Genomic DNA, 13018 nt, shown 5'->3' with positions numbered 1-13018 from the left:
CGCGTCGCCAAAGGGAAACCATGCCCGCGCCGAAAGTCGCCCTTGTCGGCGCGAGCGTGCGGGCGGCAGCTCAATCGGCGCTGCGGGCCGGGTTTTCGGCGGTCTCCGCGGATCTGTTCGCCGATGCCGATCTCGCCGCCGTTTGCCCGGCGAGCCGCATCGCCGACTATCCCGCGGGGCTCGTCGATTGGTTGGCCGAGATCGAGTGCGACGGTTGGCTCTACACGGGCGCTTTGGAGAATCAACCGGCGCTGGTGGACCAAATGGCCGCGCTCAAACCGCTATGGGGGAATGCCGGGCAGTCCCTGCGAGCGTGTCGCGACCCGTTGCGGTTGCAAGCGGTCTGCGGACGCCGGGAGATCCCTTTCCCAGAAACCAGGGTCGAGACTGCAAGCGTTCCCCGCGATGGCGCGTGGCTGGCCAAGTCCTACCAGGGCTCAAGCGGCTCGGGCGTATGGCGACTCGACGGCGAGGCCGCTGTCCAGCGGGCCGAGCGCGAGCGGGCCGTCGCGCAACGCTTCGTGGCAGGCACTCCCGCTGCGGCGATCTTTACGCTTGGCAACGAGTCCGCCGAGCTTTGGGGCGTCACGCGACAACTCCTCGGCGGCGATCCGGAGCGCCCCTGGCGCTACGCCGGATCAATCGGGCCGCTGCCGGGGAGTAAGAAGATCCTGTGCGGGTTGAATCAGCTCGGGCAGATGCTCCGGGAGGATTTCGGCCTCCGCGGAATTGTCGGCGCCGACTTAATCGTCGCGGAGGACGATTTTCACCTGCTGGAGGTGAATCCCCGCTACACCGCGTCGGTCGAGGTGCTGGAGCGAGCCCGGGGGCGGTCGGCAATCGCTGCGCATCTTGCCGCCTGCGGCGCCGAAGTCGAGGACCCCGAGGGCGGCTCTGGTCATGCCGATGCGTCGGACGACGCCATGCCCGAACCCGTTCACGGCAAGGCGATCCTATACGCCCCGGCCGAGGTGCGCGTGTTGCCGTCGTTTGCCGAGTTCGCGCTCGACGCGGCGCTGCACGATCCGCGGCGTCTGCTGGCCGACATCCCTCGCGCCGGGGAGTTGATCCGTCGCGGCGATCCGCTGCTGACGGCGTTCGCCGCGGGCAGGACCATCGAAGAGTGCGCCTCCCGGCTCGACGAGTTTACTGCGGAGATTCTCAGTCGCCCCTTCGGGTACAATGACGGGGCTTGGTCCGTACCGTAGGTCGATGTCTAGGGAATTCGGAATGCGTTTGGGAATCGTCAGCGACTCGCACGGACACGTCGACAAGACGGAGCGGGCCGTGCGCGCGCTGGAATCGTTTCAAGTCGAGCGGGTCCTCCATTGCGGCGACGTGGGGACCGCGGACGTCGTTGAACTGTTTTCCTCTTGGCCCACGGGGTTCGTCTACGGCAACTGCGACTACGATCGTCGAGCCCTGGCCGCGGCAATCGTCGGGGCCGGCCAAACCTGCTACGGGGAATTCGGCGAACTGGAACTTGTCGGCCGACGGATAGCGATCCTCCACGGCGACGACGCGCGGCGGTTCCGGGCGGCCCTGGCGGGAGGCGGGTTCGATCTGGTCCTCTATGGCCACACGCACGTCGCGGCAGTGGATTGGCACGGCTCAACGCTCGCGGTGAACCCCGGGGCCCTCTATCGGGCGAATCCCCCCAGTCTGGCGATTATCGATCTGCCCGCATTGCAGGCAGAAATCGTGCCCCTGTAGCTAGCGTCGGGCCGGAGATTCGCCTGCCGAGTCGGCAGGGGCGCCTGGGATATTGGCACGCACGGGGCCGATCTCGGCCGGTTGGCGGGGGTGCGCAATCGCGCAATGAGGCCGGTTTTGGCGGGCGTCGGGCGAACCGACCTTGTCCCGGCTTCGTCAAAACACTAGATGGGCATCCGATTTGCTCAAGCTTTTGGCCGATGACAGTGATGGCGGCGGCTGATTCGGCGCCCGTGACACGTGTCGTTCCCGCCGGCGCCGCGTCCGTGGCGCCACCCCATCCTGCCTTGGCGACAAGTTGAGCGATCAGCGCAGCGGCCTCCAAAGCCGCCGGGCGTGCGTCTCCTTGTCCGCATTACGAATTGGAGTGATTCAATGTCCCGCCCTACCCCCCCGGGCGACAAGCCCCAACCGCGCGAGGAGTTGCTCGACGCCGCGGAACAGCTCATTTGGTCGGTGATCGACGAAGAAAAAGTCGAAGACGCCCAGATTGCTCAGCTGGAATCGCTGCTGCTGGAGCACGAGGAGGTCCGCGACCGGTACCTTGATTGCGTGCAATTACACGTCGATTTGCATGAGCATTTCGCCTCGCCCGATCCGGGCGCGGGCGAGCCGAAGAAGAGCGTCACGGTGCTTGGCAGCCTGCTGTCCGGCGGATTTTCGGGCCCCTTGCCCGCCCCCGCGGAGTGACGACCCTGGCCGCCCTGCCGCGGCCGACAATTTGACCAGGGCTCCCTGACGCCGCCGGCTGCGATCGGGGGTTGCGCGACCACCCCACGCCTCCCATTCGCGCACACCCGATCGCGGCTTTTTTGTGCGCGCCGGCGAGGGTATGCTCGGGGAGCGGATTCAGTGCGCCGGGGCGAGGACGCTCCGGCTCGCTGTGTTGCGCTGAACTCCGGCCGGCTCCTTTTGATCCGCTCTCTTGCATTGGCCAAAAAGTCCGACAAGAAGTCAGCGTCGAAAGACGACGACAAGAACGAACGCCTGATCGCGCAGAACCGCAAGGCCCGTCACTCTTTCGAGGTGCTCGACACCCTGGAGTGCGGCATCCAATTGGTCGGCAGCGAGGTGAAGAGTCTGCGCGCCGGGCAGGTCTCGCTCGACGAAGCCTACGGGCGGATGGACAAGGGCGAGGTGTGGCTGGTGGGCTGCGACATCGCCGAGTACAAGAACAGCAACTGGCTTAACCACGAGCCGCGCCGCCGTCGCAAACTCTTGCTGCATCGCCGCGAGATCAACAAGTTCGCAGGCAAAGCGTACGAGAAGAACATCACGCTCGTGCCGCTGAAGATGTACTTTAAAAACGGCCGCGCGAAGCTGCTTCTCGGATTGTGCAAGGGAAAGAAGACCTACGACAAGCGCGAGTCGCTCAAGCAGAAGGACATGCAGCGCGACATCGATCGGGCGATGAGACGGTGAGCATGTTTGATGCGTGACGTTCGATTGTCGACGTAAGGACGACCCGTTCAAGAGCAACAATCACGCATCCAACATCACTGTGCTTCGACCGTCAGCGCGACGGCTTGGCCGGTGATGCGATGGCCGAGAGCCATGATCAGCGGGCTGCGGGGCGGGCGAGCCTGCGCCGCGACGTTCGCCGGGCACGCGGGGTCAGGGGTTTCGTAGTTAAGCGTCGCCGGAACCGTGCCGCAGCGGATCGAGGCCAACGCGGCGACCAATTCAATCGCGCCGCATCCCGCCCCGGCGTGGCCCAGGCGACTCTTCAGAGCCGTCACGGGGACGTCCCCCAGCGTGGCGGCGATCGCTTGGGCCTCGATCCGATCGTCGTTCTCGGTGCTGGCGCCAAACGCCGAGACGCATCCCACGTCGGCGGCGGTAGCGTCGGCCGTAGCCAGCGCAGCGGCGATCGCGCCGCGGATTGATCGTCCCGTCGGCCGATGCGACGCCGCGGCATCTTCGTGCCGGCGGCCGTAGCCGCGGACGGCCCCCAGGATTGACGCGCCGCGGGCGACGGCATGCTCGCGGGCTTCCAGGACGAGGATGGCCGCTCCTTCGCCGCCGACGATTCCGTCCCGCTTGGCGTCGAACGGCCGGCTGGCTCGCTCCGGTTCGGCGACGCTGCGAGACAGTCGGGCGCCGGCATGCCACATGACGTCCATCATGCCCAGCATCGAACTGGCGCCTCCGGTGAGCATGACGTCGGCGTGGTCGCGAGCAACGACGTCGGCCGCTTCGATCACCGCCAGCAACCCCGAGGTGTCGCCGGCGACGACGGAGTTGCTGGGACCGCGGGCGTCGTGGGCGATCCCCACATGGCAGGGGGCCATATTGGGCAGGTATTTCAGCAGCCACAGCGGAAACATCTCAGCCAGCCCGCGATCGCCCCAGCGGTCGAGATTGAACGCGCCGTCGCCGCTCTTGCAGGCATGGAACGCGGCGTCCAGTTCGACGACTTCGGGGCAGAACATGTTCGAGCCGACGGTCACGCCGAGCCGCTCGGGATCGACGCCGCAGCCCTCGAGCCGAGCCGCGTCCCAAGCCAATTCCGCAGCCGCGAAGGCGAGCTGAGTCTCCCGCGACATGACCTTGAGGGCCTTGCGCGGCTTGACGTAGGCCTTGGCGTCGAAATCGACGACGTCCCCCGCGATGGGAATCGGGTGGTTGGCGGCGGCCAACTCGGGAACGGTTCGCACGCCGCTGCGGCCGGTTTCCAGCGCCTTGAGGACGGCTTCCAGCCCGATTCCCAACGACGAAACAATGCCCATGCCGGTGATGACGACCTCGCGCATGACGAACGGCAATCTTGGAGGCGTGCGGGCGAGGTGCGGGGACGGGCAGGGTCGGCGGACGCCGCGGGCAGGAGCGGCTCCAAGTCGTCCGTCAGTCTAATCGGCCTGGAAATGGGCAACAAGCGCGGAGCAGGACGCACCCCAGTCGCCCTGCCGCAGCGAAGCCCCAGGAACTCAACTGGCTGGTCGGCCGTCTCCGCCGAAGATAAACTCTAGGGGATCGTCACAAGCCGCCGAACTTCCCGCTTCTCCCCCCAGGCGGCGGCGGTTGCCGCCCGTCGCCTGGGTTTGAATTCTCGCTGAGCGAACGGCCGTGTCTGCAGCTCCCGCCCTCGACTTCGATTCCGACCATCTCGACGAATCGTCCCCCCGGTTCTCGCTGGCCGAGGCAAGGCGGATCGTCGGCGACTTCTTTCGCCCCAATCCGTGGATCTACTGGACCGACCTGTTGGCAAGCTACGCCGTCGGCATGACCGCCTTCGCGCTGGTGTTGCATCCCGAGCGGTTGGTCGACAATCGGTTCTGGAAGGCTGAGGCCCTCGCCGCCTCGACCGGCTGGCACTGGCCGGCGACGATCGCGCTGTTCGTCGTGTCGGCGCTGCTCATCTACCGCTGCAGTTTGTTCATTCACGAGTTGGTCCACATCCCGGCGAACCAGTTCACGGCGTTCCGCTTCGTGTGGAACCTGCTGGTGGGGATTCCGTTTTTGATCCCGACGTTTGTGTACTACACGCACATCGATCACCATCGTCGGAAGATGTACGGCACGGAGCACGACGGCGAATACATCCCGCTGGCCAATCTGCCCGTCGGGCAATTGCTGTATTACCTGTCGCAGGTGCTGGTGATTCCCATTTTGGCGATCGTACGGTGGGGGTTGCTGACGCCGCTCACTTGGATCAGTCCGCGAATTCGCGACTGGGTGCATCAGCACGCCTCGTCGATGGTCATGGACCCCAAGTACCTGCGGCCGCTTCCCACGAAGCGCACCTTGCGGATTATCCGTCTGCAGGAACTGGGGTGCATGGCGGTGATCTGGTTCATCGTCGTGCGGATGGTTTACGCAGGGGGGATTCTGTTCGACGAGCGGCTCTCCCCCTGGTTCGTCGTGCAGGCGTATCTGACCGGCGTCTTCATCGTGGGGATCAACGCCCTGCGGACCCTGGGCGCCCATCGCTGGACGAACGACGGCTCGCAAATGAACTTCGTCGACCAATTGCTCGATTCGGTGAACTACCCCTATCACCCGATCACGGGGGGCTTGTGGGCGCCGATCGGGCTGCGATTCCACGCCTTGCACCACGTGTTTCCGTCGATGCCGTACCATGCCCTGCCCGAGGCTCATCGTCGGCTGATGCGCGATCTTCCGGCCGACAGCCCGTATCGCCGGTGCGAGGCCCGTTCGCTCCCTGAAGCCCTCGCAGAACTGTGGCGGCGTGCGAAGCGGAACTCCTCTCCCAAGCCGCAAGCGGCCTGACGGGCGGTTGCGAATCGCTGCTGCAATCCCTCCAACTTGCCAGCGTTGCCTGCGGCAAGCGTCGCCGTCGTCAAGAAAACTTCCCCTGCACTTCGCGGCGGTGAACGACTTTCTGTAGAATCCGTAAGCCGCCGCGTCGCCTTCACCTGACTCGCGCGCAGGAGCCATGCGTCGATGGGAGTTCTGGCCCGCCAAATCCGCCCCCCGGAGCGGCCGACCGAGGCCGTCGCTGACCGCCTCCCCCACGAGTGGCGCAGCACGCCCCTCGCCGGTCCCGTCAGCGAGTTGAGCTTCTGGCGGCAAGCGCTGCTGCTGGCCGAGTTGGCCGACGTCGCCTACTACATCGAGCCGATTGCCCGTCGGTTGGCCGAACAAATCGGACTGACCGAGTTGCAGTTCTTCGACGAAGACGGGGCGCAGGCGTATATGCTCTCGAACGAGCACGACGCGATCGTTGTCTGCCGCGGGACCGAGCCCCACGACTGGAACGACATCAAGGCCGACTGCAACGCCCTGTGGGCGGTGGCCGAGACCGTAGGGCGCGTCCACCGGGGGTTCAAGGAAGAGGTGGACCACCTGTGGCCCCAGCTCGAGGAATCGCTCGAGACAAACGCCAAGACGCTGTGGTTCACCGGCCACTCGCTGGGGGGCGCCATGGCGGCGATCTGCGCGGGACGGTGCAAGATCTCGTTCATCGAGTCGGAACCCGCCGGGGTCCATACCTTCGGCAGTCCCCGCGTGGGGGATCGGGCGTACGTGAATCACGTGCGGCTTCCCCACTTCCGCTGGGTCAACAACAACGACGTCGTCACCCGCGTCCCGCCGCCGTGGTTTGGTTATCGTCACGCCGGCAAGGAGATGTACTTCAACGCCCACGGCAAGCTGCGGCGGCTGTCGGGTTGGCAGCGGACCAAGGACCGGCTGCGCGGGTTCTGGCACGGGCTCAAGGAGCGGCGCATCGACCACTTCACCGATCATCTCCAGGTAAACTACGTCGCCTGCCTGCACGACCTGGTCCTGGCCGACGAAGCGGGCGAAGACGTCGCTCGCAAGACGAAGCGGCTGACGACGCGGATCAAAGAGCGGGCGAAGAAGCGATTGAAGCGACTACGATAGCGCCCGATCTCCCAGCGACTAGCTCATCTGCGTACGCCAGCGATCGCCCCTTAACTCAGACGCCTTATCCCGCGGCCTTCCCCTTGCCCGAGGACGGGTCGGGGGATTTTTCGCTCGATTTGACGATCGCCGGTTCGCCCACCTTGGGCAGCGCGCTCGAGGCGGCCAACGCGAGCAAGTCGCATTGGGCGCGGCGGTCCGGTTCGCCGTGCCACGCGGCGGCGCGGACGTAGCTGGCGTCGGGCATCAGGACCCGGGCCCGAGCGTTGTCCTGCAGGTACGCGGGGATGATTTCCTCAATGACCCGCTCGCGCAGGGCGGGCGCCTCGACCGGGAACATCACCTCGACCCGGCGCGTGAAGTTCCGCGGCATCCAGTCGGCGCTTCCCAGATAGACCTGCGCCTTGGCGCCCTCGCCGAACACCATGATGCGGCTGTGTTCGAGGAACCGGTCGACGATGCTGCGGACCTGGATCGTCTCGGACAATCCCGGCATGCCGGGCCGCAGGCAGCAAATGCCGCGGATCACCAGATCGATCGGAACCCCCGCTTGGCTGGCGCGGTACAGGGCCTCGATCGTCGGCGAGTCGACCAGCGAGTTGAGCTTGGCGAAGATCCGAGCCGGCTTCCCCGCGGCGGAGCGCTCGGCTTGTTCGTCAATGAGCTCGATCGTACGGCGGTGAAGGTCCGTGGGCGCCACGACCAGTTTCTTCCACTCGTGCCCTTGCGAGTACCCGGTGAGGAAGTTGAACAACGCCGTCGAGTCGTCGGCGATCTGCCGGTCGGCGGTGAACAGTCCCAGGTCGGTGTACAGTCGGGCGGTGGTCGGGTTGTAGTTGCCGGTCCCCAGGTGGACGTAGCGGCGGACCTTGCCCCCTTCCTGCCGGACGACCAGGGCAAGCTTGCAGTGGGTCTTAAGATCCATGAAGCCGTAGACGACGTGGACCCCCGAGCGTTCCATCTGCCGAGACCAGCTGATGTTGTTCGCCTCGTCGAAGCGGGCCTTGAGCTCGACCAGGGCCGTGACGTGCTTGCCGTTCTCGGCGGCCAAGCTGAGGGCTTTGACGATGGGGCTGTCGCCGCTGGTGCGATACAGGGTTTGCTTGATCGCCAGGACGTGCGGATCCTCGGCCGCGGTGCGGACGAATTCGACGACCGGGTCGAAGGAGTCGAACGGGTGGTGGAGCAGCACGTCGTGATCGGCGATCTGCGAGAAGATGTCGACCCCGCTGCGCAGCCCCGGAGGGCGCCGGGGGACGAACGGCGGGTCGCAGAGCGCGTCCTTGCCGGCCAGCCGGGTCAGCTCGCCGAGGCCCGTCATGTCGATCATGCCGTCGATGCGGTAGACTTCGGTGTAGAGCCCCCCCGCGACGTCGAGGTTCTCGCGGATCCCCTCTTCGTCGATGAGCATCGCGAGGAAGTCGCGTCCCATCTCGCGCGAGACTTCCAGCCGCACGGCCTCGGCCCGTTGGCGAGCGCGCAAGCGGCCTTCGATGGCCCGCAGCAAGTCGTCTCCCTCTTGATCCAACAGTTCGTAGTCCATGTCGCGCGTCATGCGGAACGACGCGCTGCGGGCGATCTCGTACCCGCCGAACAACTCGGGGAGCTTCGACGCGATGACGTCCTCGAGCATCACGAAGGCGTAGTCGCTCCCCTCGCCGACCGGGACAAGCCGCGGGAGGACCTGCGGGATCTGCACGACCGCGAACAGGGTCCGCGGGCCGAGACCGCTGATACGGTGCAACAGCGCGCCGAGGTAGAGCCCCCGATTGTGGAACCGCGGGCTGGGGTGGCTGGGATCGATCGCCATGGGGGTCAGCACGGGGAACGCCCGCTGGCGGAAGAACGCGGCGACCTCCTTGCGCTGCGGCTTGTCGAGTTCGTCCTCGCGGAGGATGCGGATCCCCTGCTCGGCGAGCGCGGGGCGGACGGCGTCGTTCCAGCACGCGTACTGTTGCTGCACCAGGGCGCGGACGCGTTCGGAGATGCGCTGCAACTGGGTCAGCGAGTCGAGCCCGTCGGCAGCCGTGTCTTGAGGAGCGGCGCCGCCGAAGGCCTGCTCGCGCAAGCCCGCCACTCGAACCATGAAGAACTCGTCGAGGTTCGAACTGAAGATCGACAGGAACTTGAGCCGCTCGAACAACGGGTTGGTGGCGTCCTGGGCCTCTTCCAGCACGCGGGCGTTGAAGTCGAGCCAACTGAGCTCGCGGTTGATGAAGTGGTCGGAGCTGAACACGGGCGCAGGGGGCATCGCTGAGACGCAAGCGGAGGCGGTAAGGGACCGGATCGCGCCGGCGGCGCGGGTTCCTCCAAGTATAGCGTACCCGGGCGTCGCGGCACGCTCGGACCGAGGCGTTCCGGCCCCCGGCGCACGGGGCTTCGGCCCCGTGAAAAAGCGGGCCGAACCGGCGCTGTGGCTCGGGGGCGGGAGGGATGGCCCGGTCAGGGGGGCGCCTCCCCCGCTCGTCGTCGCGGGCGTTATTCGCGGGCTAGCCGATGAGGGCGTCGAAGACGCGGACTTTGGCCCACGTCGGGGCGTTCTCGGCGATGAACTGTTTGTGCCGGGCCGAGACTTGATACCGCTCGTGGTCCGCCTCGGTCGCAAAGACGAGCGTGAGCGCCACGTCGAAATCCTGGTCGTTGACCGGCCGCTGATACTGCTCGCCCCGGATTCCGACGCTCATGTGAACGAGCCCCTCGTGCTCGGGGAGGTGCTTGTTGCACGCGGACACCAGCGCCGCGCACGCCGCGGGGCTGCGATCTTTGAGCGTGAAGTAGACGCCGTGCGAGAGTCCGTGGTGTCCGTCGGGCATAGCTGGGGCAAGGGGTTGAGAATCGCGTGATTAAGGTGGGATTAAGTCGCGGCATCGGCGACGACGGCTCGGGGGGCGTTCACCGAAGGGCCGATCAGTGCGGCGATTTCGTCGACGTCGAGCTCCTCGTCTTCCAACAGCGCTAGCGACAGTTTATCGAGTTTGTCGCGATGCTCGCCGAGCATGGCGACGGCCCGTTCGGCGCAGTCGTTGATGATCCGGGCGACCTCCTCGTCGATCATGCGGGCCGTGTGTTCGCTGAACTGCCGTTCTTCCTGCACGATTTCGCGACCGAGGAACGGATGCTCCTCGCTGTTGGCGTAGGCGATCGGCCCGACGCGTTCGCTCATCCCCCAGCGAGTCACCATACGGCGGGCGATTTGCGTGACCATCTTCAGATCGCTCTCGGCGCCGGCGCTGTATTCGTCGAACTGCAACTTCTCGGCGGTGCGGCCTCCCAGGCCCATCACGATCCGGGCTTCGAGCGACTGCTGCGAGATGTTGTGGCGGTCCTCTTCGGGAACCAGTTGCGTGACTCCCAGGGCCCGCCCGCGCGGAACGATCGTCACCTTGTGCACCAAGTCGCTGCCCGGCAGCAGCCAGGCGAGCACCGCGTGCCCCGCCTCGTGGTAGGCGGTGACCAGTTTTTCCTTCTCGTTGAGAACCTCTTCGCGTCGGCCCCCCATGATGACCTTGTCGCGGGCGTACTCGAAATCCTCGGAGCCGACGTGCTCCTTGTTCCGCCGCGTGGCCCAAAGGGCCGCTTCGTTGACGATGTTGCGGATGTCGGCCCCGGTGAGTCCGACGGTGGCGCGAGCCAAGCGATCGAAGTCGACCGATTCGTCAATCGGCACCTTGCGGGCGTGAAGCTCGAACAAGGCCTTGCGCCCCGCGACCGTGGGACGGTCGACGGTGATGTGTCGATCGAACCGCCCGGGACGCAGCAGGGCGGGATCAAGGACATCGGGCCGGTTGGTGGCGGCAACGACAATCACGGTGCTTGCGGGGGTGAAGCCGTCCATCTCGCTGAGGATCTGGTTGAGCGTCTGCTCGCGCTCGTCGTGACCGCCGCCGAGCCCGGCTCCGCGCTGCCGGCCGACCGCGTCAATCTCGTCGATGAACAGGATCGAGGGGGCGTTCTCCTTGGCGGTCTTGAACATGTCGCGGACCCGGCCGGCGCCGACCCCCACGAAAAGTTGGATGAACTCCGACCCGCTGATCGAAAAGAACGGCACGCCTGCCTCGCCGGCGACGGCGCGGGCCAGCAACGTCTTGCCGGTGCCGGGGGGGCCCATCAGCAGCACCCCTTTCGGGGGCTGGGCGCCAAGGCGCTGGAACTTCTCGGGCGACTTGAGAAAGTCGACCAATTCCTTGAGATCGCTTTTCACTCCTCCCAGTCCCGCGACGTCGTCGAACGTGACGCGCTGGGCCTGTTCGTCATACCGGCGGGCCGGGCTCTTGGTGACGCCGGACAGCATGCCGCCTCCCATCATCTGCTCGCGAGTACGACGCATCATCGACCACGCGGCGATGATCATCGCCACCAGCAGGGCGAAGGTCGCCAGCGCCAGGATGTCGCCGTAATTGGCCGGCTCCTCAGCGGCGACTTGCACCCCGGCGTCGCGCAGGGCTTGCAGAAACGCCTCGCCGGTTTGAGGCGGCAACGTGCAGACGAACACCTGCCCCGGCGCCGGTTTGTTCTCCGCCGCGGCCGGTTTGGCTGCTGACGCGGGTGCGTCGGACGTCGAGGGCGTCTCCTCGCCAGCCGTCGGGGCCGCCCCCGCAGCCGCTTCGACGGGAGGTTTGAACTCCCCTTTGACGTGGTCCCCGCCGACGAACGTCACCGAGGCGACGTTCCCCGCCTCGATCGCGTCGAGCAACTCGGTGTAAGCAAGGCTCTTGACCTCGCTCCACGAGCCGCTTATCGCCATCGCCACGGCGAACCCCAGAACCAACAGCAGCACGAGGGGGCCGAGATTGATTCGTTGAGCGCCAGAGGGTTTCTTGGGGGGCGGAGACGAATCGTCCATGGTCGTGACGCTCACAGGAGAAATGCGCGAAGTCGGCGGAAGCCCGATCCGCGGCAACCCGCGAGACGGGACGCCGCCGGGTCGCCTTCACCGGCGCTCGGCCCGGCGTAGGCCCGCGCGGGCGCGGCCGGATCGTCCCGGTTCGGGGGGATTGTATCAGAAATGCCCCCCGTCGGCCCGGGGTCGGCAGGGGACCGGCAATGTCGCAGCCGAGTTCCGGGCTGTGCAACAGGCAGCCGCCAAAATTGCCGACAGAGCTCTCGCCAACCTCGGAACAACGTCGATGATCGCAGCCCAACAATTCGCCGGCTCTGGTCACCAGCGATTTCGGCAGGCGGTTCCTATTGGCGCCAGTGGCGGATCACTCCATGACGGGCTTGTCGTCGCGGTAGTTCACAACGGTCGCCGTGCCGTCGGGCGCCCACTGGGTGAACTTCCCTTCGCGTTTGCCGGCCTTGAAGTTCGCCTCGGCGGTCTTGCGGCCGGAGGGGTCGTGCTCGACGACCATTCCGTCGAGCAGGCCATCGACGAAGTGCGACTCTTGATTCACCTTCCCGTTGGGGTGGAAGGTCCTCCGCTCGCCGGTGAGTTTGTTGTCCTTCCAGGACTGAACGATCTTCGGGGTCTTGCCGTCGTCGTAGTACGTGGTCCATGTGCCGGCGCGGAGCCCCTTGGCGTACCCTTTGTGGGCGGCGAGATTGCCCTTCTCGTCGAACACGTCCCATTCGCCGTCGGGCAGCCCGTCGACGAACGTCACGACCTTGCAAATCTGGCCGTTGGGATGCCAGAAGGTCCACGTGCCGTTGTGGATCCCCTGCTTAAAGGTCCCCTCAGCAAACTTCTGGCCGTCGTGGTAGTACTCGGTGAACAGTCCGTCATTGACGACCGTGTCGTCCGACATGCGGATCACTTCGCGCTCGACGCGGACCTTTCCGTCCTCGTACTTCTCAGGGATCTTCAGCTTGCCCATCGCCTTGGGCGGGGGCGGAGGAGTCGGTTCGTCGAGGTACGCCGTTTCGGCGGCGTAGGCTGAAGCCGTCGCTCCGAGAACGAGGGCGGCAACGCCGCAAGTCATGAAACTCGTAAACGAGAACTGCCGCATGGCTAGGTAGCTCC

11 protein-coding genes are annotated in these 13018 nt (G+C 66.1%); 6 read left to right on the top strand and 5 right to left on the bottom strand.

Features of this window, described 5'->3' with window-relative positions; translation table 11 throughout:
* Positions 1–20: 20 nt before the first annotated feature.
* The 4 genes from KF688_11450 to smpB all read left to right on the top strand — a co-directional run bounded on the left by KF688_11450 (position 21) and on the right by smpB (position 3135).
* Complete coding sequence (locus tag KF688_11450) at positions 21–1208, top strand: ATP-grasp domain-containing protein (protein ID MBX3426285.1); 1188 nt, start codon at positions 21–23, stop codon at positions 1206–1208.
* Between the two features lie 22 nt (positions 1209–1230).
* Positions 1231–1713 (top strand): metallophosphoesterase, encoded by a 483-nt coding sequence (locus KF688_11445; protein ID MBX3426284.1) that lies wholly within the window; start codon positions 1231–1233, stop codon positions 1711–1713.
* 375 nt (positions 1714–2088) lie between these two features.
* Complete coding sequence (locus KF688_11440) at positions 2089–2403, top strand: hypothetical protein (GenBank protein ID MBX3426283.1); 315 nt, start codon at positions 2089–2091, stop codon at positions 2401–2403.
* Between the two features lie 240 nt (positions 2404–2643).
* The gene (smpB, locus tag KF688_11435; GenBank protein ID MBX3426282.1) at positions 2644–3135 is read left to right on the top strand and encodes an SsrA-binding protein SmpB; all 492 of its coding nucleotides are present in this window, start codon (positions 2644–2646) and stop codon (positions 3133–3135) included.
* Between the two features lie 74 nt (positions 3136–3209).
* Here smpB and KF688_11430 read toward each other — a convergent pair whose 3' ends face one another.
* On the bottom strand, positions 3210–4466 hold the full coding sequence (locus tag KF688_11430; GenBank protein ID MBX3426281.1) for a hypothetical protein: 1257 nt from the start codon (positions 4464–4466) through the stop codon (positions 3210–3212).
* A gap of 313 nt (positions 4467–4779) precedes the next feature.
* Between KF688_11430 and KF688_11425 the strand changes: the two genes are divergently transcribed.
* Positions 4780–5943 (top strand): fatty acid desaturase, encoded by a 1164-nt coding sequence (locus tag KF688_11425; GenBank protein ID MBX3426280.1) that lies wholly within the window; start codon positions 4780–4782, stop codon positions 5941–5943.
* 174 nt (positions 5944–6117) lie between these two features.
* Complete coding sequence (locus KF688_11420; protein MBX3426279.1) at positions 6118–7059, top strand: lipase family protein; 942 nt, start codon at positions 6118–6120, stop codon at positions 7057–7059.
* A gap of 64 nt (positions 7060–7123) precedes the next feature.
* On the opposite strand, the gene ppk1 is transcribed toward KF688_11420, so the two are convergent.
* The 4 genes from ppk1 to KF688_11400 form a co-directional block, all read right to left on the bottom strand.
* Complete coding sequence (gene ppk1, locus KF688_11415; protein ID MBX3426278.1) at positions 7124–9310, bottom strand: polyphosphate kinase 1; 2187 nt, start codon at positions 9308–9310, stop codon at positions 7124–7126.
* Positions 9311–9548: 238 nt separating this feature from the next.
* On the bottom strand, positions 9549–9872 hold the full coding sequence (locus tag KF688_11410; protein ID MBX3426277.1) for a Dabb family protein: 324 nt from the start codon (positions 9870–9872) through the stop codon (positions 9549–9551).
* Between the two features lie 41 nt (positions 9873–9913).
* A complete protein-coding gene (gene ftsH, locus KF688_11405) occupies positions 9914–11902 on the bottom strand; it encodes an ATP-dependent zinc metalloprotease FtsH (GenBank protein MBX3426276.1) in 1989 nt (662 codons plus the stop codon).
* A 361-nt stretch (positions 11903–12263) separates the two neighbouring features.
* Positions 12264–13004, bottom strand: coding sequence for a toxin-antitoxin system YwqK family antitoxin (locus KF688_11400; GenBank protein MBX3426275.1), 741 nt, complete (start codon positions 13002–13004; stop codon positions 12264–12266).
* Between the last annotated feature and the right edge of the window lie 14 nt (positions 13005–13018).

The organism is Pirellulales bacterium (genome assembly GCA_019636345.1).
GTDB lineage: Bacteria > Planctomycetota > Planctomycetia > Pirellulales > Lacipirellulaceae.
Note: the sequence above shows the minus strand (reverse complement) of the source record. Positions and strands in the feature narration are given on the sequence as shown.